The following is a 22,297-nucleotide window of genomic DNA, read 5'->3' as shown; positions in this document are numbered from 1 at the left end:
TACAAGCCAATGGAGAGGGGTTTTTAAAACCCCTCTCCATTGGCTTGTATTACTCATTTTATTAAAATAACTTATGCTAACCATATACCCAATTGCTTATTATGATCAAACCCTACTGTCGTTGTTTTAGTTTGCTTGTTTGCTTGGTATACTCTTGCCTTTATGTAGAGGCTCAAGATAATGTCGAGCAGATAGCGAAGCCATTGGAAACTTGGGCAAAAGATTTTCCCCAAGAAAAAGTACATGTTCATACGGATAAACCTTATTACATGGCTGGAGATACTATCTGGTTTAAAGCGTATACGGTCATAGGAGCCCATCATCAACTCTCTTCGCTCAGCGGTGCGCTCTATGTCGACCTGATTTCATCAACAGATTCGGTCGTTTCTTCCTTAAAACTACCACTCATGGCCGGCATGGCTAAAGGTAATATTGATTTACCGGTAGAACTGCGCTCCGGCAATTATCGCTTAAGGGCTTATACCCAGTGGATGCGAAATGCCGGTAGCGATTATTTTTTTGATCGGCCACTTTATATCGGCGCTTTAAGCCAAACAGGCACGCAAGCAGCGGCCAAGTTAACTTTAGATGACCAGAAGAAAGGGAAAGCGGTAGGCATGGATATTCATTTTTTGGATATGAAGGGTGCTCCATTAACCGATAAGCCTGTTGATTACACCTTGCGTACCAACAGTGAACTGCTTAGTCATCGAAAAGTGAAGACAGATGCCCAAGGAATGTTGCATATTGCCTTCGATGAAAAAGATCTTCGTGATACTACAAATGCGTTTATTGTGAGTGAAATTGAACTTGAAAAGAAACTCACAGCGACCCATGTATTTCCCATAACAGTCCAATATACGGCTGCTAATGTGCAGTTTTTTCCAGAAAGTGGTGATTTAGTTGGTGGTATGCCCTCGCGTGTTGCCTTTAAGGCTATTGGCGAGAACGGTTTAGGAATATCAATATCAGGAACAATAGTAGATGAACAAAACCAATCCTTAATAACATTTAACAGCGTACATGCTGGTATGGGGTCTTTTATGCTCACCCCCGAAACAGGAAAAAAGTATCAAGCGAAAGTGACTTTCCCAAATGGTGAAACGAAGAACTGTCCTCTTCCGGAAGTAAAATCGTCTGGCTATATCTTGTCGGTCTATCCGCAAGAAGCAAACGATACGATAATGGTACGTATCATGAGTAGCGCCGACCGGCTCAAACAGCCAGTGCAGTTGGTAGCACAAATGGACGGTGAGATCTTTTATGCCGCCGAGTTGAATGTGGTAAGGCCGTTAACTTCGTTGTATGTTCCGTTGGAACAGCACCAGTCGGGTATTGTCCAATTCACTTTGTTTCACGAAGGGCAGGCCACTAATGAGCGCTTGACCTATATTCCACGGCCGGATACACTGGTGGTAAAACTAAACGGCCTTGCGGATGCTGTAAAACCCAGAAGTGAATCGGTATTGGATTTTCTGGTGACCGATGTTGCCGGAAAACCAATAGTTAGCAATCTTTCTATGGCCGTTATTGATGAAAGCCAGGTGCCTGTAAAAGAAGAGAAACGAAGCACTATTTTGTCGCAATTATTATTGCAAGCCAATTTGAAGGGGTATATCGAAGATCCCAATTATTATTTTACGAATATAAGCAATGAAAGGCTGGATCACTTGGATCTCTTATTGATGACTCAAGGCTATCGGCGCTTTGTTTGGAAAGATTTATTGCAAGGTAAGATAGGAAAGCCTACGTATCCAGCAGAGAAAATAACGTCGTCTATTTCGGGTAAACTATTGACGTTGCGTAATGGGAAGCCTGTTCCGAATGGAAAGATTACCTTGTTTTCTACAACGGCAAATATTGCGTTGGAAACGAAAACCGATACTGAAGGAAAATTTACATTCGATAGTTTATTTTTGACCGATAATATCAAGTTTACTATACAAGGGCGTACAGAAAAAGGAAGCGACAAAGTCGAAATAAGCTTGGATGGTATACCAAGTTTAGCGGTAACACCCAATAAGAATACAGCTGATTTCTCTTTAAATGTGAACCAACAACTGAATACGTATTTCGAGAGTACGCAAAAACACGATGCCGAATTAAGTAACCTGGGCTTAGAAAGCAGAATGATCAAGTTAAATGAGGTCATTGTGAATGCGCGGGTGGAAAAGAAATTACCGATATCGCATAATCTGAATGGAGCGGGTAGGGCTGATCAAGTTATTTCAGGTAATGAGTTGGGAACCTGCCCTACCTTACGTATGTGCTTGGAGGGGCGCCTACATGGTGTGGTGTTTAAAGTGGAGCAAACCGATATCGGACCGGTGAGTTTCCCCAACTCAACCCGTGGAGGTAAGATGCTTTTAGTGGTCGATAACAAACAGTACAATACGAATTCGGATGCGATGGACATTTTGGGGATTTTTGAGCAGAATTTAATTGATCCGACCCAGATTTTAAGCATTGAAGTGATGCGTAGCCCATCGCTTACCAATATGTACGGACAGGCGGGTGCCAATGGCGTTATCTTGATCAATACTAAAGGCTGGACGCCTAATGAACGTACCGACTATAGTGCACAGTTATATGCCCCTAAAGGGTTTAGCGTAACACGTGAGTTTTATTCGCCCAAATATAGGGTTTCAGAGCGGTTAGACGCATTGGCTGATCAGCGTAGTACCGTTTATTGGAATCCTGCCATATCTATTGATAAAACAGGTAAAGGTCAGGTACGTTACTTTAATACGAAAAACCCAGGATGGTACCGTATTGAAATTGAAGGTATTGGTGCAAACGGACAATTGGGTAGAAAAGTGTTTCGCTATCAAATTGCCAAATAGTTCATTTCGTACAAGTATCCTACCGGGAACGATTTTTGTAGTGATGGTGTATGGATAAATGGATAATGACCAAAACAGGTTGTTTCTTACTACTGGTAAGCCTCATCTTTTCTGCGCTTCATGCTCAAACAAAAGACACGTTAACCTTACAACAGGCCTTTAAGCAAAGTGCAGATAGCACCCTGATATTAACCGAAAAAAGTGGTTGGTCTTTGGGCAATACCAATGCATTGGTGCTTAGCAAAAAAGGAGATACCGTAGCGTGTTATCAATATAAGTTGGTTCCTCCGCAACAATCTTCCCTGAAACGTATACCCAAACAGTTGGCAGCTATACTGAATGAACAATATCATGCTGCTGCAAAAGACTCGTTAAGGTTAAATGCTTATTTTAAAGTGTATCCCTTAGACGTAGATCGTGCACAAGTTTTTTGGATTCATATAATGAAGCTGGAACCCTGGCAACTCAAGGATGATCGAGCAGAGGGAGAAGGTTGTCCTGTGGTGGATTCAGCGGATCGACCTCGTCATATTTTTGACGGTGTTACGTATACGCTTTATTTGATAACCAGTGATGAAAGCCAAGAGTTACAATTTTATGAACCTGCCTTTTATGAGAAAGAATGTCCTGGTAGGGCAAGCCGGCAAAAGATGCTTGAAATTTTAAGCACTTTTAAAAGCATTTTCAACAAGAAATCACGAATTTAACCCAAAATTTAGTTTGCCCCTTGTTCTGCTAATAGTTTTAGGGTATAATCCAGGGATGCCTTGCTGTCCCAGCGGTCATGGCCGGTAACGATATACTGGGGCAACCCAAACCTTTGCTGTATGTTGCGGATACTTTGCGGCCATGCGCGAACATTTCCATCGTCAACATTCCCTAAATTTGTTGCTGCGGTACTTTTTATTAAACAGCCGCCATACAGTACCTTATCTTTCTCCAACCAAACCACAATATTGTCTTTAGTATGGCCTTCGCCTGGGTAATAAGCCTCAAAGCTGTATTCGCCAACCGTAAAAACAGTGTCCTGATTAAAGGTGTAGTTTGGGCGTGGTTTATGGTATTCCTTGCATAATTGATCGGTTAATTTTGATGTGTAGGTTTTGGCTCCGTGTTTTGCATAAAAGGTCAATCCGGCTGAACGATCATCATGCCAATGGGTGGCCAAACATAGCACTACGTTTTGGCCATGCTTACGTTTGATGCTATCCAGTAAAGGTTGGAATTGCGTGGTATCCCAAGGGGCATCAAATAGTACAGCACCATCTTTAGTGACTAAGTACATACCGTTAGCCGGGACCGGTTGATCGTTGTACATACCATAGCTTGTAAAAACATATAAATCGCCCGTTAGCGGAGTAATGGTTAATTTTTTAGATGGTGTTTGGGTCCAATTGGCCAGTATGGCAAATAAAAAAATAAAAGCTATAGAAAGAGATTGCATCGTAGCGCCAAAGGTATTAAAATTCTATGATTAAGCCGTTTTTTTCCTAAGCCGTCCTTTAATTATTTTTACTATAACGGGTGTAGTAGCAATAGCTACAATTAAAAAAATAATCTTTTCCAAGTTGTTTTTAATCCATTCATTTTCACCCAATAAAAAGCCCGCCGTTACCAACACGCCGACCCATAAAAAGCTACCAATAATATTGAAAATCGAGAATTTGCGCAAATCCATCTTCACTATACCGGCAACAATTGGAGCGAAGGTGCGAACGATAGGCATAAAGCGTGCCAATACAATGGCGCTCCCACCTTTCTTTTCGTAGAATTCTTGAGCCTGAGTGATATATTTCTTCTTAAAGAATAGACTATCTTTTCTTTGCAATAATATTTTGCCCGAACGGTTTCCTGTCCAATAGCCTAAAAAATTACCGAGAATGCCGGCAATAGAAATCAGTAAAACCCAATATAAAAGGCTAACCACAGGATTAACCTCGGTAAGGGTATTATTGGCTAAAATAATACCGGTAATAAATAATAAAGGATCACCCGGAAGGAAGAAACCCAATAAAATTCCAGTTTCAATAAAAACAATGAACAGTAGAAGGTAAAGTCCGCCATTATCCATAATCCAAACTGGGTCTGTAAGATTATGGAGAAAATCAAAAAAATCTGTCATTAAACGTTAACCAAGAAAATGAATGAAAACAGTGTTCATTATAAAAAAATGATACTATAAGCTATTTAAAATCAGTTAATTGCCGGATCTACTTGTTGTAGATTAAGGGTTGGCAGAAAAAGATTAAAAAAGAGTATACCGAAAGAGAAATTGGTAATAAGTGGGTTTTTGCCGCGTTTACACCCCCTATCTTTTCGTTTTTCCGAAGCATCATGTCAGCAATCTGCTTTAGTTTCCGACAAAGGTAACAAAAAGTATTAAGATAATGTTTTAGAACATGCTTAATAAGCTTTTCCCCGTAAAACTTCTACAAGCTGATAAGAAAAAGTCAGTAAGTAAATTATAGGAGGTGGCAAACATTAAAAATCAGAATAGTCTGTTGGATATAAAAAGATAATATCGCTATGGCTTACGTTATGCTGATAATTTGGTGAGGAGGATAATTTTTTCCAATAGGGATCATTGTTAAATGCATCCCAATGTTTTTCCCTTGACTGCATATCCTCAAAAGTGGTTAAATACATTAAATTGGGCATATTTTTACCAGCTAACACTTCTCCATAAAAAACCGCGTTAAAACCTAATCGTTTAAAGAGATTAATCTCATCGCCCAAATTGAACATGTCAACCTTATTGCGGTATCGTTTTTCAGTAGGCCCTTCGTAGCTTCGCAGTTCATAAATCCGGTCTTTGCGATTTCCCTTTAACTGGGGTATGCTGACTGTTGGACTCTTTTCAAAAGCCCTCATGAATATAGTTTCCATGCGTGTATAAGGAGGGTTATCATAAGCCGCATGGATATAATCAGACCCTGCTTTCTGATAGGTCTTGTCGTTCATAAGCTGTTCTTCCAAACCGAGGTACTGATCAAAAGTGGTATAAGGAATAAAAACGTAAAGTAGTCTTTCTGCGTCCTTTTTCTCCGTAGCTATCGGCTTAAAAACCCCAACTGTACGTATATTTGCCCGATGAAGCGCGGGGACGAAAGCGTGTTGAAGATAATGCTCTACACGCGTTTCCTGCTCTTGGCTTTGGAGGTGATATATTGTTAATTGATAAATATACCGTGGTGCAGCAAAACTTTTGGTAAGAAAAATGAATGTGAATACGATAAGCAGTTTCGTGGTTTTCATGTTGTCTTTTCGAGATAAAGATAGCAAAAAAATGAGGTTTGTATACGAATAAGCAATCGCTTTCTTTACTCACAATTTAGGAAGTTATTGAAATTTAAACTAGAAAGACGTTTTTTTGTAAAACTTAAAAGATATACCATTTGTTTGCTTGGCTATAAACCCTATTGATGATTAAAATGAAATACCTTATGCAACATATGTCGAATTTAGGTTCATTAAAGAACAGCAGTTTAGCTGCTCTTTTCATGCTAGCTGTTTTGGTTTCTTGTAAACCATCAGCAAAAACCGTTGTAGCGGATGAAGATAACGCCGGACTAACCTTACCGGAAGGTTTTGGCGCTCTTAAGGCAGCAGACAGCGTGGGTAAGGCCCGCCATCTTGTGGTCAATGCAAATGGTGACATTTTTGTCAAACTTGAAAAACCGAAAGATGGAAGCGGGATTTTGATGTTATCCGATGGCGATGGCGACGGTAAAGTAGATAGTACAGCAGGTTTTGGGAACTATGATGGAACAGGCATTGCCATGAAGGGGGATTATCTTTACGCTTCCTCCAACACCGATGTATTCCGTTATAAATTGAATGAGCACCAGCATGTTATAGACGGACAGAAGCCAGATACTGTTGTAAGCGGATTGATAGACCGTCGTCAGCATAACTCTAAGTCCATTAGCTTAGATGAAGCGGGTAACATCTATGTAAATATTGGTGCCTATTCCAATGCCTGTCAAATACAGGATCGTACCAAAGGTTCTCCGGGGATGTTGCCTTGTCCAATCTTAGATTCTGCAGGAGGAATTTGGCAATTTAAAGCGGAGGGGATAAAGCAGGGTTATGCTGATGGTGTCCACTATGCTACTGGTTTAAGGAATGTGGTTGGATTAGACTGGAATAAGCAGGCCAGCGCTTTGTTTGTCATGCAGCATGGTCGGGACAACTTACAGGATTTTTATCCAGAGTTATTTGGGGGGCCGGATGTGTCGGTGAATTTACCTGCAGAAACGATGTATGAAGTACATCAAGGAACAAACGCTGGTTGGCCTTATTTCTTTTATGATCAGGATAAAAAACAAAAAGTGCTAAATCCGGAATATGAAAGTCATAGAGCGGCATTAAGTGCGGATAGTATTGCTGACCCAGCCGTTGCTTTTCCTGGTCATTTAGCTCCTAATGCCTTATTATTCTATACCGGAAATATGTTCCCTGAAAAATATAGAAATGGGGCTTTCATTGCATTTCATGGTTCATGGAACCGGGCACCAAAACAAGAGGGGTTCTTCGTCGCATTTGTGCCGTTTAAAAATGGAAAGCCGAATGGGGAGTGGGAAGTTTTCGCGAAAGGTTTTGCTGGTGCGGAGCAAGTGGAATCTCCTGGGGATGCAAAACATCGGCCTACAGGCTTGGCACAGGGGCCAGACGGTTCCTTGTACGTATCGGATGATGCAGGAGGAACCATCTATCGGATTATTTATGGAAAGCAATAAGCTATTTTATTATTTTTTATCGATCGTTTTAGGGGGAACCATTGCAGGATGTAATGGTCATCAAGAAACAGGACAGCAAAAGGAACAACAAGAACTTAGTGCTTCAGCACCGCATCCTAACGTGGAAGAGACGCCAACATTGACAGGTAATCTTTTGGCTGGGAAAAAGGTATATGAAGATTATTGCTTAACCTGCCACCAGTCAAATGGTGGGGGAGTACCCAATTTAAATCCTCCTTTAAAAGGTACAGCGTACGTATTAGGCGATAAGGAACGATTAATTGGTATCGTATTAAAGGGATCAAATGAAGGATTGGAGATTAATGGGGAAACGTTTGATAATGCGATGCCTCCACATAATTTTTTAAGCGACGAGGCAATTGCCCAAGTATTATCGTATGTGCGAACTAGTTTTGGAAATCAAACAGACACCATTCGCGTAAACGAGGTTAAAACGGTGAGAGCCAAACTCAAATAAGTAGCTTGAACCGACTGTGGGTTTTTATTCAGGGAATACGACCTCACTTTCGGCAAATTTGCATAACTGATCAAGCATATCACTTAATTTCGTACCAGATGAGGTTAAGGTATATTCCACGCGTAAAGGTACTTCATGCACATTTTCTTGTCGGCTAATTAGCTGATAATGCTCCAACTGTTTTAAGCGATTCGCTAAAATATTATCGCTGATGTGTTTCAAATCCTCTTTGATACTGGAAAAACGGTTATTACCCTCTTCAATGCTAAATAAAACTTCTGTTAGCCATCGTTTACTAAGCAGGTATAAAAGTTCGTTTAGGGCGCATTTGTCTTCTAAATAAACTTGATTGTAATAATTTGTAGAACTTAATTTTCGCATAAATTTGGCTTTTTCAAGCTAATATACGTTATACGTGCTAAAGAATAGATGCGTTTTCACCGTTGAAACGTAACAAATCTGTTTATATCCTATGATTTGTGGTGCAATTGCTTTTTGAAAGAGGAGGGACTTAATCCAAATTTCTGTTTAAACAAGGTTGCAAAATAAGTGGGTGACGAAAAACCGGTTTGATAAGCCACTTCATTAATGGTCATATCTTGCTGTAAAAGGTATTTTGATTTTTTTAAGCGCCGATGGATAATATAATCATTTACACTACAGTGCAATAACGCTTTGACCTTACGGTACAACTGTACGCGGGATATACCAATTTGTCGACAGATATCGTCAACATTTAATTGGGGATTGGCTAAATGGGTTTCTACAATTGCTGAGAGATCATTAAGGAAGCGGCGGTCTAGTTCACTGAAAGCATTGGTATGATCTACCGTGGCTGATAATTCACTGCTGTATCGTTGCTTAAGTTCCTTTCGGGAGGCAATTAAGTTTTGGATAACCGCTTCCAAGTGAGTCGTGCTGAAGGGCTTAGTAATGTAAGCATCGGCCATTGCCTGTAAACCGGCTGCCCGTTGATCTTCTGAATCGAGTGCCGTTAACAAAATAATAGGAATAGTTGCTGTACGGGTATCTTTTTTTAGTAGTTTCACTAAATCAATCCCGCTTTTGCCGGGCATGACTACATCGCTGATGATTAAGTCTGGAACTTTCGTATAGGCTAACTTGATGCCATCTTCTGCATTGGTCGATGTATATACCTGATAATATTCGCTTAGCTTATCCCGGAAAAAATAATTAATTTCTTCATTATCATCAATGACCAATAACGTGTTCGTTTTAGGAGGCAGATGTTCCCATTCTTCCATACCCAAATCATGAGGAGTTTGTAAGGTTGTTAAATCGGGAGATGCCTTAGGCAAATCGGCTATCTCTTCAATAGCCATCTCTTTTTCGGCGTCCGTTAGATGAGCATCTCCAACGGGCAATCTCAGCGTAAAAGAACTTCCTTCGTTTTCTTTGCTGCTTACGGTAATTTGGCCATGATGCAATTCCACGATTTCTTTTACCAAGGCTAATCCTAGGCCTGATCCTCCAGTACTATAGGCGGCACCTTGATAAAAAGGATCAAAAATATGTTCTACATGGTTTTTATGAATTCCCTTTCCGTTATCAATGATCCGTATTAATACGTGGTCGCCAAATGTATTTTGTTCAGTTTTTACCTGAATTCTACCATTGTTGGGTGTAAATTTAAAGGCGTTGGAAAGTAAATTATACAGTACCTTTTCCATTAAATCTGCATCAAACCATAAATTGCTAATGGTTGTATGGTGTTCTACACTCAAGAGAATATGCTTTTGATGGGCTAAAGGTTTAAAAGATTGTACAATCTGATTAATAAATCGCTGAAAAGGTTGAGCAGCAGCTCTTAATTTCAATTTTTCCTGAGCAAGCCTTTGGATGTCGATGAGTTCTGAAACCAAGTTCATTAAGCGCAATCCATTTCGTTTAATACGAAGTAAATGTTCTTTATGCGCTGGGGGAAGTGACGGTTCTTTTAGTAAGTCTTCCACAGGTGCCAATATTAATGTCAAAGGTGTTTTAAATTCATGCGATATGTTAGTGAAAAAGTTGGTTTTCGCTGCTGAAACTTCTTTTACTTGCTCGCTCATGTCAATGAGTTGCTGTTGTTGTTTACGAATTTCAGCATTTTGCTCTTCCAGATGCTTGTTTTTCTCCCAATTACTCTTTAACGAATAGATAGCTATACCAGCAAAAATAATGGCAAGAACCAAACTGATGACCAATATATTTAAGGCCGATTGTTGGTTACGGTAGATTTTCTGCTGCTCGTTTAATAGCCGTTGCTGTTTATCGATGTCTTGTTGCTGACTGTCAATTTTATCTGCTTGCATTTTCATCAGCTGTACATTGGCAGAATCGATAACAAGTGTATTTAATAAATTGTCTCGTTGATAGGGTTGTTTATGAAGGATTGCTACAGCCGTCCGAATGGCTTCAGCGCCTCCGGTAGGATATAGTACGGAAGCATTGATATGGCCTTGTGCAATTTGTTCCAGTCCGTTACCCGCTCCAGGGAGGGCATCGACACCGAAAATCTTAATAGGCTTTTTAGCATGGTTTTGCTGAAGGGCTTGGTATGCGCCGATAGCCATTTGATCATTGAAAGCAAAAATTGCATCTACTTCTTGCAATTGCCGCAAATGTTGCTGTACCTCATCGGTGGCTACCTGAATTAACCACTGGCCATTCAGCTGAACTTGAATAGCGATATTTGGGTGGTGCTGTAGGGCTTCTTTTACCCCTTTTTCGCGCTCTATGGAGGCTGAAGAACCTGGTAATCCCGTTATTAGTGCCACTTTACCCTTGCCCTGAAGATGATGCGCCAAGTATTGCCCGGCTAAATAGCCGATGTTATAATTGTCGGATCCAACATAAGCGTTATACAAGCCAGACGATGTCTTTCTATCGGTAACGATAACCGGTATCCCTTGTTGAAAAGCTTGATCAACAATGGGAGTAAGGGGATCGGCTTCGTTAGGCGATATAATTAACAGATCAATCTTCTTTTTAAGAAATGCTTGTACTTGCGCAAACTGCCTGTTGTTGTCTCCTCGGGCATCGGCATATAGGAAATCAATTTCGGGATGAAAAGACAACTCCCGTTTCATTTCCTTTAACATCGATTTTCGCCAAGCATCAGAACCAACACACTGAGAAAATGCAACCGTATAGTGCTTTTTTGATGCTTTTCCTGTACAAGAAGAAAAGAATAGCAGCAGTAAACCGAAGCAAAGGAAAAAATAAATGCGGTACATAAAACTGGTTTTGCGTCAACAGCGGGTTGAATATACTAATTTTTTCTACGGGATTTCATGATTAATCTACCACGGTGTAAAAAATACACTATTCTATCCTGGAAAAAATAGATTCAATAATGAAGATTTTGATACGAAATTGAAGTGCTTGTAATAGTTGTATTTGGATAATATGTTGATTTTTTGGATATTATGTCTTGTTTAAAAATTGAAATACGAATGAATCATTTTGGAACAATGTTACAGTGGAATACCTATTAAACCGGTTATTTTAGCTGCCATAAACCGTATATCAAAACATGAGTAAAAACATTGTATTTGCGTGGTCCTTTGTGGTGGCCTTGGGAGGATTTTTATTTGGCTTTGACACTGCTGTTATTTCCGGTGCAGAAAAAGCTATTCAGGCCTATTGGAAACTTACTGGTTTTGAGCACGGTCTTACGATGGCTATCGCGTTAATAGGTACGGTATTAGGAGCGGCCTTAGGTGCATGGCCTTCTGATAAAATAGGACGGAAAAATACGCTCTTCATTGTAGCAGCCCTCTATTTTTTTTCTGCGCTAGGTACTGCGCTTGCGCAGGAATGGCCAATATTTCTGCTTTTTCGGTTTTTAGGGGGAATTGGCGTAGGTGTGTCGTCAGTCACAGCGCCCATTTATATATCGGAGATTTCTCCAGCGAAATCCAGGGGAAAACTAGTGGGTTTGTTCCAATTTAATGTTGTACTTGGCATTTTAATTGCTTATCTATCCAACTACCTTATTGGACAAAGCGGCGAACACGCGTGGCGATGGATGCTTGGGGTTCAGGCGGCTCCAGCCTTACTGTTTTTTATTTTTATCTTCTTTGTGCCGGAAAGTCCGCGCTGGCTTTTATTGCATCGGCAAGATAGTACGGCAGCAGCGCGAATATTGAAAAGGATCAATACGGCAAATTACCAACAGGAATTGGCCTTAATTATAGCGGCACATCAAAAAGTTGAATCGAATCAGCATCAAGCGCAGCTGTTTTCGAAAGGCTATCGTACTCCTGTATTATTAGCGATTTTATTTGCTGTATTTAATCAAGTGTCTGGCATTAATGCGATTATTTATTATGCTCCTCGGGTATTTGAGCTTGCTGGATTGGGCACGCAAAGCTCTTTACTATCAACGGTGGGCATCGGACTGGTTAATTTTACGTTTACCTTGCTTGCGTTAAACTTTATCGACAGAGTAGGCCGGAGAACATTGATGCTCATCGGGTCTGTAGGCTTAATTGTATCGCTGAGTTTAGTTTCCTTTGCGTTTCACTCGGGACATACGGAAGGATTGGCGATAACCTTTTATTTAATGCTTTATATCGCTTTCTTTGCTTTTTCGCAAGGAGCGGTAATTTGGGTGTTTATTTCCGAAATTTTCCCTAACGAAGTGCGGGCCAAAGGACAAACGCTAGGTAGCCTTACCCATTGGGTAATGGCAGCGATCATCACCTTTAGTTTTCCGACATTAACGGAATTTTTGGGTGGTGCAAACACTTTTTTAATCTTTGTAGGTTTTATGATATTACAGCTTTGGTTTGTATGGAAAATGATGCCCGAAACGAAGGGTAAAACATTAGAACAAATGGAAATTGAAAAGTAATAAGATATGACAACTCGCAACTCACAACGAATAACAAATAACCGATAACGAATAACGAACGTGTTATGAAAAAAGTAGTCTGTTTCGGAGAAGTATTATGGGATATGCTTCCCGATGGAAAGAAACCTGGTGGCGCACCGATGAATGTTGCCTACCATCTCAATAAGTTAGGCATTGCAGGACAAATGATCAGTAGGGTAGGTAAGGATGCCGCAGGAGAAGAATTGATACAATTTTTAACCAAAATGGGACTTGCTACGGATTATATCCAGCGAGATGATTACTATAAAACCAGTGAGGTCATTGCCCGGATGGGAGAAAACCATGAAATGCAGTATACCATTATACAACCTGTTGCGTGGGACTTTATTGCTTATAATGAACGCTTGGAAAATCTAGTTGTTGAAGCCGATGTACTGGTGTTTGGCAGTTTGGTAGCCCGGAATGAGATCACCAGAAATACACTTTATCAGTTAATCGAACAAGCATCCTTCCGCTTATTTGATGTCAATTTTCGCGCACCGCATTATACTCCATCTACTATTGAGTATCTATTGAATAAAGCAGATGCTGTAAAACTAAATAACCATGAGCTGGAAGAAATTACCCAGTGGATGGGGGAAAATGGAGGAAACGAATACGAAGCCATTTCCCGCCTACAAGATAAGTACCGTCTATCTGAAATTATCCTGACCAAGGGAGCTAATGGAGCATCTTATTATACCGAAGAAAGTCGGTACGATTACAAAGCCTATCCGGTAACGGTTAAAGATACCGTGGGTAGTGGAGACTCTTTTCTAGCCGCCTTTTTAGCACAAAAATTATTGGGTAAGTCGATTGATGATATGCTGAATTATGCGGCAGCACTAGGTGCCTATGTAACTGCTCAGGCAGGAGCCAACCCCGTCTATAAAGAAACAGATTTAAACCGGTTTATTTGGGAAAAACAATTGGAGCAAGCAAAATGGAAATAAAGTAAATATAGGCCTGATCATAACAATAAGCATTTAAACTAACCAAACAGCTTAGCTTTCCTCATTATATCATCTATTTTTTTGGCACGCGAAAGGGTGCCTAGGGAAGGCTATTGCTAATTTTTTATCAAACCAATATTCAAGAAAATGAATAAAATACTAACCATTTATCTCCTGCTGATGGCTAATCTAGGAATAGCCATCGGACAAACAAACAGGATTACCGGTAAGGTGACAGATCTTTCCGGAAAACCTTTGGATGGCGTTAATATCTCCGTTATGGGGACAGCAATTAAAGCCATAACAAATGCCGATGGCACCTATAACATTGCGGCAAATCCGGGACAAAAATTGATTTTCTCCATGGTAGGGGCTTTGAATGAAACGCGTACTGTAGCGGGCACAACACCAATTGATGTACAGATGAACCTTAATTTCGATCTGGAAGAGGTTGTCGTGACGGGTTATCAAGCAGAACGAAAAAAAGACCTTACTGGAGCAGTAGCGGTGGTGGCAGTAAAAGACATACAAGATATACCGGCGGGAAACCCGATGAAAGCCCTACAAGGGCGTGTACCAGGCGTGTTTGTCAATACCGACGGATCCCCGGCAGGTAATGCTTCGGTGCGTATTAGGGGGATCGGTACCTTAGGAAATACCGATCCGCTGTATGTTATTGATGGTGTCCCAACAACAAGGGGATTACAAGAGCTTAACCAGAATGACATTGCTTCCATACAAGTACTGAAAGATGCGTCTGCAGCATCCATCTACGGTAGCCGCGCAGGAAATGGGGTAATCATTGTAACCACTAAACGAGCAAAGGCCGGTGTTAGTCACATTGGCGTCAATGCTTCTTCTTCCTTGCAATTTTACACTAGCAAACTTGATGTCCTGAATACCGACGAGCGTGGAAGGGCTTATTGGCAAGCAGCAATTAATGATCACCTGAATCCAAACCTGAATTCGACCTATCAATACGATTGGAATGGGGATTTCACCAATCCTATTTTAAATCAGATTATCTTACCCGAGTATTTGGATGAGGCAAAGACCATGAGACCGGCCGATACACGTTGGTTCGATGAAATTTCACGTACATCGCTATTGCAATCTTATGGATTGGATATTTCGAATGGTAATGAAAAAAGCAATACGTTATTTTCCTTAAGTTATTTTGATAATCAAGGTATCCTTAAAGCCTCACGCGATCAAAAGGTAACTGCAAGATTCAATTCCGATTTCAATCTATTTAAAGACCGACTTAAAGTAGGTGAAAATTTTTCAGCGACCTATATGAAAGATGTGCTCTTACCTACCACAGACATCACCATTTTATCGCTAATTGACCTGCCAATCGTGCCCATTCATACCATAGATGGTGGTTGGGGTGGACCGGCTCCTGGTATGGCAGACCGTCAAAATCCCGTGCGTTTGATTGAAGATAACCGCCAAAATAAAAATCATTTTGGACGCATTTTTGGAAATGCTTATGCCGATTTGGCTATTTTGCCCAATTTGCATTTTAAAACCAATTTTGGGATTGATTATGCCGGCAATTATGCGCGTACTTTGCGCAAATCTTATGTTTCGGGCTTTTTAGCCGATGCTACCAATCAAGTAAATACAAGCACGGACTATGCCGGTAGCTTAACTTGGCAAAATACCTTGATCTACAACGTGGAATGGAATGAAAAGCATAAACTGGAACTATTAGCTGGTCATGAACAAATCAAATTAATTAATCAAAATTTTTCAGGGAGTAGACAAGGTTTGGCTTTGGAAAATATCAATTACGCCTATTTGAGTGCGGGATCAACCCTTAAGGATAATGCTGGCGGGGGTGCTAATAGTGCGTTATTGTCGTACTTCGGAAAGGCGAATTATAGTTTTAATGATCGTTATTTAGCGTCTTTAACCATTCGTCGGGATGGCTCCTCGCGCTTTGGTAAGGATAGGCGTTTTGGAACATTTCCTGCCGCATCATTGGGATGGCGTCTGAGTGAAGAAAATTTTATTAAAGAAAAATTGCCCGTCATTTCCGATTTAAAGCTGCGTTATGGATGGGGGATCACAGGTAACCAACAGACTAATGATAATGCATCACTTGCATTGTATTCGGCCATTTATGGTACTAATTTAAGCGGGGCGTTTGATGGGGGTACGGCATATGACATAAGCGGAAAAGGAAGCGGGCAATTGCCCTCAGGATTTGTCTTTATCCAACGAGCTAATGATCAACTTAAGTGGGAAGAAGCCATGCAGCATAATATAGGGCTCGACTTTGGCTTGTTTGACAATAAGTTCAGCGGATCGGTAGATTATTTTATTAAAAAAACCAAAGATATCCTAATCAGTCCAGCCTATTTAGCCGTACTTGGTGACGGAGGTGCAAAATTTGTCAATGGTGCTTCAGTTGATAATAAAGGATTAGAGCTTGTATTGAATTACAATACCTCCATCGGAAGAGACCTTACCATCGATATCAGTGCGAACATCTCTGCCTATCGGAGTAAAATTACAAAACTTCCAGAAGAGGTCTTGACGTCCTATCCTGGCAATGGAACCGATAAGACAATTTTAGGACGATCGGTAAGCTCCATGTTTGGCTATGTAGCCGATGGTTTATTTACTTCTCAGGAGGAAGTAGAAAATTCGCCTGAACAACCGGGTAAAGGTCTAGGACGCATTCGGTATAAAGACTTAAATAATGATCATATTATCGACGATCGCGATCGTGATTACATTGGTAACTCAGATCCTGACTTTATTTATGGTATTAACACCGCTATAACATATAAGCGCTTTGATTTTAGTTTCTTCTTGCAAGGCATACAAGGAAATAGTGTGTATAATACCTATAAGAATTTAACCGATTTTTCCTCTTTAGCACCAGGGGCCAATTGGGGTAGTCGTACCTTGGATGCCTGGACCCCCCAGCATCCTAACTCAACGATTCCGGCTTTAACAACGGTGGATCGAAATAATGAAGGACGTAGCTCTACCTATTATGTAGAAAGCGGCTCTTATCTGAAACTGCGGAATATTCAATTGGGTTATAATCTAAAAGATGCCTTGCAGACATTGCATGTACAACAAGCACGGATTTTTTTACAGGCTAGTAATTTATTGTTGCTAAAAAGCAAGACATACAACGCACCTGATCCAGAAAATCCAGGTAATGCTTTTCCCATTCCTTTAATGACCACGGTAGGGATTAATCTATCCTTTTAATTAAAAGATGAAATAACATGAAGATGAAAATAGTAATAGCGATTCTGGTAAGTTTATTTTTTGCTTCCTGCAAAAAAATCTTAGACCAAGATCCTCAAGGTGTCATTTCAGGTGATGACCTGAATACCCCAGAAAACGCCGAAAAAATGCTCATTGCAGCATACTCCGCTCTAGGAAATGATTATTGGGCTGCTCCTTATAGCAGCATGTGGGCCTATGGTAGTATTCGTAGTGGCGATGCTTATAAAGGCGGAGATGGCCCGGGTGATGTGGCTGACTTTCATGCTTACGAAACTTTTGCATTGAACCGCGTGGATTTAGGTGCTTCGGACGTGACTTGGTTTCGCCTATATATGGGAGCTGGTCGGGTTAATGATGCTTTAGGCCGTATTAATGCGTTGTCAGATACCGATTTTCCAAATAAAGTAACGCGGCAGACCGAGGCTCGTTTTTTACGTGGGCATTTTTATTTCCTGCTTAAGATTTTATATAAACATATACCTTATATTGATGAAACCATTCCGAGGGATGATTACGATACGGTATCGAACCGTACGTACACCAGTGATCAACTGTGGACTAAAATAGCGGACGATTTTCGTTTTGCGGCAGATAATCTTCCGGACAAGCAAGCAGAAGTAGGTCGGCCAACAGCCTATGCGGCAAAAGCTTATTTGGCGAAAACCTTACTTTATCAGGCGTATACACAAGATGAACAAAATAAAGTCATTGCTATCGACAAGCCAAAACTGGAAGAGGTAAATAGCTTATGCGATGAAGTCATCAGCGGCCCATACAGCTTGATGCCCGACTTTGCTGAAAACTTTTTAACAGCCTATGAAAATGGGTCGGAATCAGTTTTTGCTATTCAGTATTCATTAGATGATGGTACACCCGCCGGTCGGGTGGATAACGGGCATTCATTGAATTATCCCATGAACCAGGAATATGGTTGCTGTGGCTTCCATGTGCCCAGCCATAATTTAATCAATGCCTTCCAAACCGACGATGATGGTTTACCTAAATTTGATACTTTTAACGACAACGATGTGGCAACTACAGGCGATTATAAGAGCCATACGTTTGACCCTCGCCTAGACCACACGGCAGCGATACCAGATCATCCGTACAAATATAAGCCTGATTTTATCTATAAAAGCACTTGGTCACGTGCGCCACAGATTTATGGGCCGCTATTAAGTATGAAAGAAACAGTGGCCTATGATGATCCATCGTTTAAGAAAATTCCACCTTTTATTGGTAGTTCAAAGAACTGGGCAATCATTCGATTTGCCGATGTTTTGTTGATGAAAGCAGAAGCACTAATTGAGCTGAATCGAGAAACTGAGGCATTGCCTTTGATTAATCAAGTAAGGAAACGGGCTGCAGAAAGTACAGCGCTTCTAAAGCGTGCCGATGGTTCTTATACATCAGCGTATAAAATCGGCATGTATCAACCGGGGATAAATTGTCATTGGACAAATGATTACGCTCGTCAGGCGCTTCGCTATGAACGACGCCTTGAATTTGCAATGGAAGGATATCGTTTTTTTGATTTAGTGCGTTGGGGCATTGCAGCGGAATATTTAAACAATTACTTTAGTAAAGAAAAATCGAGAGTAAGCCATTTGCAAGATGCCTCTTTTAAAAAGAACCGTGACGAATATTTGCCCATCCCCTTAAATCAAATAAATTTTAGCAAGGGACTTTATAAGCAAAATACAGGTTGGTAAGGTGTCTATGGAAAACGATGTAGCTTGTTTGGGCAGAATGCCTTACCGTTTATTAACGATTAAATCGAATGGATATGAACCATAAATTAATACCGCTTCTCTTATGTACCGTCATCTGGGGAAGCGCATGCCAACAGGTAACAAAAGCGAAAAAGGAACCTCATGAAACTTTAAAAAAGGAACAATATCGCCCCCTTTTTCATTTCAGTCCGAAAAAAGGCTGGATGAACGATCCTAATGGAATGGTTTATCTTAATGGTACTTATCACCTTTTCTTTCAACACAACCCTGATAGTGCCGTATGGGGCCCGATGCATTGGGGGCATGCCACCACGAAAGACCTTATCCACTGGGAAGAGCAACCCATTGCCTTGTATCCAGATAGTTTAGGGACTATTTTTTCTGGGAGTGCGGTAGTAGACAAAGATAATACAGCAGGCTTTGGTGCTAATGCCCTGGTAGCGATTTTTACCCATCATAATGCGGAAATAGAACAAAAAAAGACAGGAAAACATCAATACCAGAGCTTGGCATATAGCACAGATGAGGGCAAGACGTGGACCAAATATGCAGGCAATCCAGTACTCCCTAATCCGGGGATATGGGACTTTCGCGACCCCAAGGTAAGGTGGCACGAAGAAACTAAACGGTGGATCATGACATTGGCTACTAAACAAACTATAACCTTCTATAGTTCGCCAAATTTGAAGCAATGGAGCAAGTTGAGTGAATTTGGTGAGGGGATTGGTGCTCATGGGGGAGTCTGGGAATGCCCAGACCTCTTTCCGCTGATAGTGGATGGAGAGCGTAAATGGGTTTTACTCGTGAGCATTAATCCGGGAGGACCCAATGGCGGATCGGCTACACAATATTTTGTGGGTAATTTTGATGGAAAGACCTTTAAACCCGATAAGAAAGAAACGCGATGGATTGATTATGGCGCTGACGATTATGCTGGAGTGACTTGGTCTAATACAGGGAACCGTATTATTTTTCTCGGTTGGATGAGCAACTGGCAATATGCCAATGTCGTACCAACAACGGCTTGGCGCAGTGCAAATACGATACCTCGTGAATTAACTCTCAAAAGAGTTGGCGATGAAGTTTTTTTAAGCTCAGCACCCGTTAAAGAGCTGAATGATTTAAAAACCAAAATGGAAGAAATGACCAATGTGACGGTTGCATCAGAAAAAGACTTTTCTGATCTTCTTAAAAATACATCAATGACTTACTCGCTCGATTTGACTACAGCTAATCTAGATGATTTCACCGTCCAACTGGCAAATGATTTGGGAGAGCAAGTGCTGGTTGGCTATGATAAACAACAGAATCAATTTTACGTAGATCGTTCACAATCAGGAAAGACAGATTTCGAGTCGGGATTTGCCAAACGAATTGTTGCTCCGAGAGTAGCGAAAGATACCAGCATAGAACTAACGTTGGTGGTGGACGTCAATTCCGTTGAGCTGTTTGCGGATAAGGGGTTGACCGTTTTGACCGATATTTTTTTCCCGAACCGCGTGTTTGATAAACTTCGGCTCAAATCTCCCGAAAAGATCGAATTTAAACGGGTTAACCTTAGTCCGTTTAAGTCAAATTGATAGCATTATTAACTCCTCTTGTTTAGAGGTAAATAAGAACGTGATACAATAAATTTATTAGCAATATATGAAGAAGAATAAGTGGATTAAATTGGCCATCATGGCAACCCTTCCGATGGCATCAACACTAGCTTTACCTGCGAAGCCCGTCATTTTGGCTGGCCAGAAAATAGTTATAAACGATCGTAACGATGCTCCCGTTAAAACCATTACCGCAGAGAAGAAATGGTTGCTGTTACCGGTTAAAAACGGCGCACCTAAGCAAAAAATAGAAATTAGGGTACAGGGAAAGCCCGTGCGGGCATTTGATATCGAGTTAGCTAAGGGGCAACCCGACTGGTATGCTTACTTAGATATTAGTACATGGAAAGGACAACAACTGGAAATCACATCTAACGATGAAAAAGCCGTATCTGCTGATCTCGATGCCATTAAGCAGGAAGATCGAGAGCTGGATGCACAGCAATCATACCATGAACCGAATCGAGGACTATTTCATTTCTCTCCCAAAAGAGGTTGGAATAATGATCCAAACGGATTGGTTTATTACAAAGGTGAGTATCACCTGTTTTTTCAACACAATCCTTATGGTGTGCAATGGGGTAACATGCATTGGGGACATGCGGTGAGTAAAGATCTCATCCATTGGACTGAAGTGGGGGAGGCACTGTATCCCGATAGCTATGGTACTATGTTCAGTGGAAGTGGTGTGGTGGATGTGGATAATACCAGTGGTCTAGGCACTACATCAAATCCACCCATGGTCGTTTTTTATACTGCAGGAGAGCAATCGTGGACACAAGGCATGGCTTACAGTACGGATGGTCGGAAATTTACTAAATTCGATAGACCTGTAGTACCCAACATAAAGCGTGATAATCGTGATCCAAAGGTGATATGGTATGCACCAGGAAAGCATTGGGTTATGGTTGTTTGGGTGCCGGAAGCAAACGATCAACATAGCATGCATTTCTTAACATCGACGAACCTGAAAGATTGGAAAGAGGCAAGTGTGCTTAAAGGAGGAATAGGTAATGATCGCTATTTATTTGAATGCCCTGAATTCTTTGAACTTCCGGTAGAGGGTACGCAAGAAAAAAAATGGATACTAACGGGAGCAAACAGCCAGTACGCTATTGGTTCATTTGATGGCCAAACGTTTGTGCCCGAAATAGAGCGGTTAAATGGCCAGCGAGGACGTGATTTTTATGCTTCACAAACGTACAATAACGAACCAAATGGCAGGCGCATTGAAATTGGCTGGTGGCGAACCCATACCGACGGCAATGGTAGCAAATTTAATCAATCGATGAGTATACCCCTGGAGCTCAAGCTAGTTCAAACGCCAAAGGGGCCGCGGCTGAGTCGCACACCTATTAAGGAGTTGAACAATTTGCGCGAAAATCACCAAAACGTTTCTGCCGTAAATCTTAAAAACGGACAACTTTTTACAGCTAAAGGCGCTGATGCCGAAGCCTTGGAAATCCGCACGACTTTAACACCCAGTAATGCGTCTTCCATACACATTACCGTTAGGGGAGTGGATATCTTTTACAATGTGGCAGAACAGGAATTGAGTGTAGACGGTGTGAGTGCCCGTGCGGAACTGTCGGATAAGGGTAAATTGGATTTAATCCTTTATGTTGATCGGACGGGCTTGGAAATCTTTGCAGATCAAGGTTTATTGTTTATGCCTATTAACAAGAATATACCTGCTGAAAATAAGGGGCTGACCCTAAAAGCTACTGGCGGAGATGCCCAATGCGATCAGTTGAATGTATATACCTTAAAAAGTATTTGGCCATAACTATATCGTTTATAACTTGCTGGCTTG

15 protein-coding genes are annotated in these 22,297 nt (G+C 41.0%); 10 read left to right on the top strand and 5 right to left on the bottom strand.

The genetic code is table 11. The annotated features are described in order from the left end of the window. Positions 1-101: 101 nt before the first annotated feature. A complete protein-coding gene (locus tag ABD930_RS20685) occupies positions 102-2,843 on the top strand; it encodes a hypothetical protein (protein WP_345234975.1) in 2,742 nt (913 codons plus the stop codon). Between the two features lie 50 nt (positions 2,844-2,893). Further along, entirely contained in the window at positions 2,894-3,550 is a 657-nt protein-coding gene (locus ABD930_RS20680; RefSeq protein WP_345234973.1) for a hypothetical protein, read from the top strand. 8 nt (positions 3,551-3,558) lie between these two features. On the opposite strand, the gene bla is transcribed toward ABD930_RS20680, so the two are convergent. The 3 genes from bla to ABD930_RS20665 all read right to left on the bottom strand — a co-directional run bounded on the left by bla (position 3,559) and on the right by ABD930_RS20665 (position 6,098). Then, positions 3,559-4,287, bottom strand: coding sequence for a BlaB/IND/MUS family subclass B1 metallo-beta-lactamase (gene bla, locus ABD930_RS20675; RefSeq protein WP_345234971.1), 729 nt, complete (start codon positions 4,285-4,287; stop codon positions 3,559-3,561). Between the two features lie 30 nt (positions 4,288-4,317). Beyond that, positions 4,318-4,965: a DedA family protein gene (locus ABD930_RS20670; RefSeq protein WP_345234969.1), complete on the bottom strand. Its 648-nt coding sequence runs from the start codon at positions 4,963-4,965 to the stop codon at positions 4,318-4,320. A 359-nt stretch (positions 4,966-5,324) separates the two neighbouring features. Next, the gene (locus tag ABD930_RS20665) at positions 5,325-6,098 is read right to left on the bottom strand and encodes an NIPSNAP family protein (protein WP_345234967.1); all 774 of its coding nucleotides are present in this window, start codon (positions 6,096-6,098) and stop codon (positions 5,325-5,327) included. A gap of 188 nt (positions 6,099-6,286) precedes the next feature. On the opposite strand from ABD930_RS20665, the gene ABD930_RS20660 reads away from it, so the two are divergent. After that, positions 6,287-7,582 carry a PQQ-dependent sugar dehydrogenase gene (locus tag ABD930_RS20660; RefSeq protein ID WP_345234965.1) on the top strand — a complete coding sequence of 432 codons (1,296 nt, stop codon included), beginning with the start codon at positions 6,287-6,289 and terminating at the stop codon, positions 7,580-7,582. Beyond that, complete coding sequence (locus ABD930_RS20655) at positions 7,569-8,060, top strand: c-type cytochrome (protein WP_345234963.1); 492 nt, start codon at positions 7,569-7,571, stop codon at positions 8,058-8,060. Before ABD930_RS20660 ends, ABD930_RS20655 begins: the two co-directional genes overlap by 14 nt. A gap of 24 nt (positions 8,061-8,084) precedes the next feature. Here ABD930_RS20655 and ABD930_RS20650 read toward each other — a convergent pair whose 3' ends face one another. Together ABD930_RS20650 and ABD930_RS20645 are read right to left on the bottom strand one after the other, a co-directional pair. Next, positions 8,085-8,441, bottom strand: a complete 357-nt coding sequence (locus ABD930_RS20650) for a winged helix-turn-helix transcriptional regulator (protein WP_345234961.1) — start codon at positions 8,439-8,441, stop codon at positions 8,085-8,087. An 89-nt stretch (positions 8,442-8,530) separates the two neighbouring features. Next, positions 8,531-11,299, bottom strand: coding sequence for a substrate-binding domain-containing protein (locus tag ABD930_RS20645; RefSeq protein ID WP_345234959.1), 2,769 nt, complete (start codon positions 11,297-11,299; stop codon positions 8,531-8,533). Positions 11,300-11,598: 299 nt separating this feature from the next. Here ABD930_RS20645 and ABD930_RS20640 point away from each other — a divergent pair, with 299 nt between their 5' ends. From ABD930_RS20640 to ABD930_RS20615, 6 genes are all read left to right on the top strand, one after another. Next, entirely contained in the window at positions 11,599-12,921 is a 1,323-nt protein-coding gene (locus tag ABD930_RS20640) for a sugar porter family MFS transporter (RefSeq protein ID WP_345234957.1), read from the top strand. A gap of 65 nt (positions 12,922-12,986) precedes the next feature. Then, positions 12,987-13,895 carry a carbohydrate kinase family protein gene (locus ABD930_RS20635; protein ID WP_345234955.1) on the top strand — a complete coding sequence of 303 codons (909 nt, stop codon included), beginning with the start codon at positions 12,987-12,989 and terminating at the stop codon, positions 13,893-13,895. A 147-nt stretch (positions 13,896-14,042) separates the two neighbouring features. Next, positions 14,043-17,129: a SusC/RagA family TonB-linked outer membrane protein gene (locus ABD930_RS20630; protein ID WP_345234953.1), complete on the top strand. Its 3,087-nt coding sequence runs from the start codon at positions 14,043-14,045 to the stop codon at positions 17,127-17,129. A gap of 17 nt (positions 17,130-17,146) precedes the next feature. Next, positions 17,147-18,862: a RagB/SusD family nutrient uptake outer membrane protein gene (locus ABD930_RS20625; protein WP_345234950.1), complete on the top strand. Its 1,716-nt coding sequence runs from the start codon at positions 17,147-17,149 to the stop codon at positions 18,860-18,862. 74 nt (positions 18,863-18,936) lie between these two features. Beyond that, complete coding sequence (locus ABD930_RS20620; protein ID WP_345234948.1) at positions 18,937-20,463, top strand: glycoside hydrolase family 32 protein; 1,527 nt, start codon at positions 18,937-18,939, stop codon at positions 20,461-20,463. Positions 20,464-20,530: 67 nt separating this feature from the next. After that, positions 20,531-22,270 (top strand): glycoside hydrolase family 32 protein, encoded by a 1,740-nt coding sequence (locus ABD930_RS20615; RefSeq protein WP_345234946.1) that lies wholly within the window; start codon positions 20,531-20,533, stop codon positions 22,268-22,270. Positions 22,271-22,297 lie beyond the last annotated feature (27 nt).

Source organism: Olivibacter ginsenosidimutans, assembly GCF_039542865.1.
Lineage (GTDB): Bacteria > Bacteroidota > Bacteroidia > Sphingobacteriales > Sphingobacteriaceae > Olivibacter > Olivibacter ginsenosidimutans.
Note: the sequence above shows the minus strand (reverse complement) of the source record. Positions and strands in the feature narration are given on the sequence as shown.

Bases quoted from the DNA above. Each gene is read 5' to 3' on its own strand.
- ABD930_RS20685 (WP_345234975.1), top strand. From the start codon at position 102: ATGATCAAACCCTACTGTCGTTGTTTTAGTTTGCTTGTTTGCTTGGTA.
- ABD930_RS20680 (WP_345234973.1), top strand. From the start codon at position 2,894: ATGGATAAATGGATAATGACCAAAACAGGTTGTTTCTTACTACTGGTA.
- bla (WP_345234971.1), bottom strand. From the start codon at position 4,287: ATGCAATCTCTTTCTATAGCTTTTATTTTTTTATTTGCCATACTGGCC.
- ABD930_RS20670 (WP_345234969.1), bottom strand. From the start codon at position 4,965: ATGACAGATTTTTTTGATTTTCTCCATAATCTTACAGACCCAGTTTGG.
- ABD930_RS20665 (WP_345234967.1), bottom strand. From the start codon at position 6,098: ATGAAAACCACGAAACTGCTTATCGTATTCACATTCATTTTTCTTACC.
- ABD930_RS20660 (WP_345234965.1), top strand. From the start codon at position 6,287: ATGCAACATATGTCGAATTTAGGTTCATTAAAGAACAGCAGTTTAGCT.
- ABD930_RS20655 (WP_345234963.1), top strand. From the start codon at position 7,569: ATGGAAAGCAATAAGCTATTTTATTATTTTTTATCGATCGTTTTAGGG.
- ABD930_RS20650 (WP_345234961.1), bottom strand. From the start codon at position 8,441: ATGCGAAAATTAAGTTCTACAAATTATTACAATCAAGTTTATTTAGAA.
- ABD930_RS20645 (WP_345234959.1), bottom strand. From the start codon at position 11,299: ATGTACCGCATTTATTTTTTCCTTTGCTTCGGTTTACTGCTGCTATTC.
- ABD930_RS20640 (WP_345234957.1), top strand. From the start codon at position 11,599: ATGAGTAAAAACATTGTATTTGCGTGGTCCTTTGTGGTGGCCTTGGGA.
- ABD930_RS20635 (WP_345234955.1), top strand. From the start codon at position 12,987: ATGAAAAAAGTAGTCTGTTTCGGAGAAGTATTATGGGATATGCTTCCC.
- ABD930_RS20630 (WP_345234953.1), top strand. From the start codon at position 14,043: ATGAATAAAATACTAACCATTTATCTCCTGCTGATGGCTAATCTAGGA.
- ABD930_RS20625 (WP_345234950.1), top strand. From the start codon at position 17,147: ATGAAGATGAAAATAGTAATAGCGATTCTGGTAAGTTTATTTTTTGCT.
- ABD930_RS20620 (WP_345234948.1), top strand. From the start codon at position 18,937: ATGAACCATAAATTAATACCGCTTCTCTTATGTACCGTCATCTGGGGA.
- ABD930_RS20615 (WP_345234946.1), top strand. From the start codon at position 20,531: ATGAAGAAGAATAAGTGGATTAAATTGGCCATCATGGCAACCCTTCCG.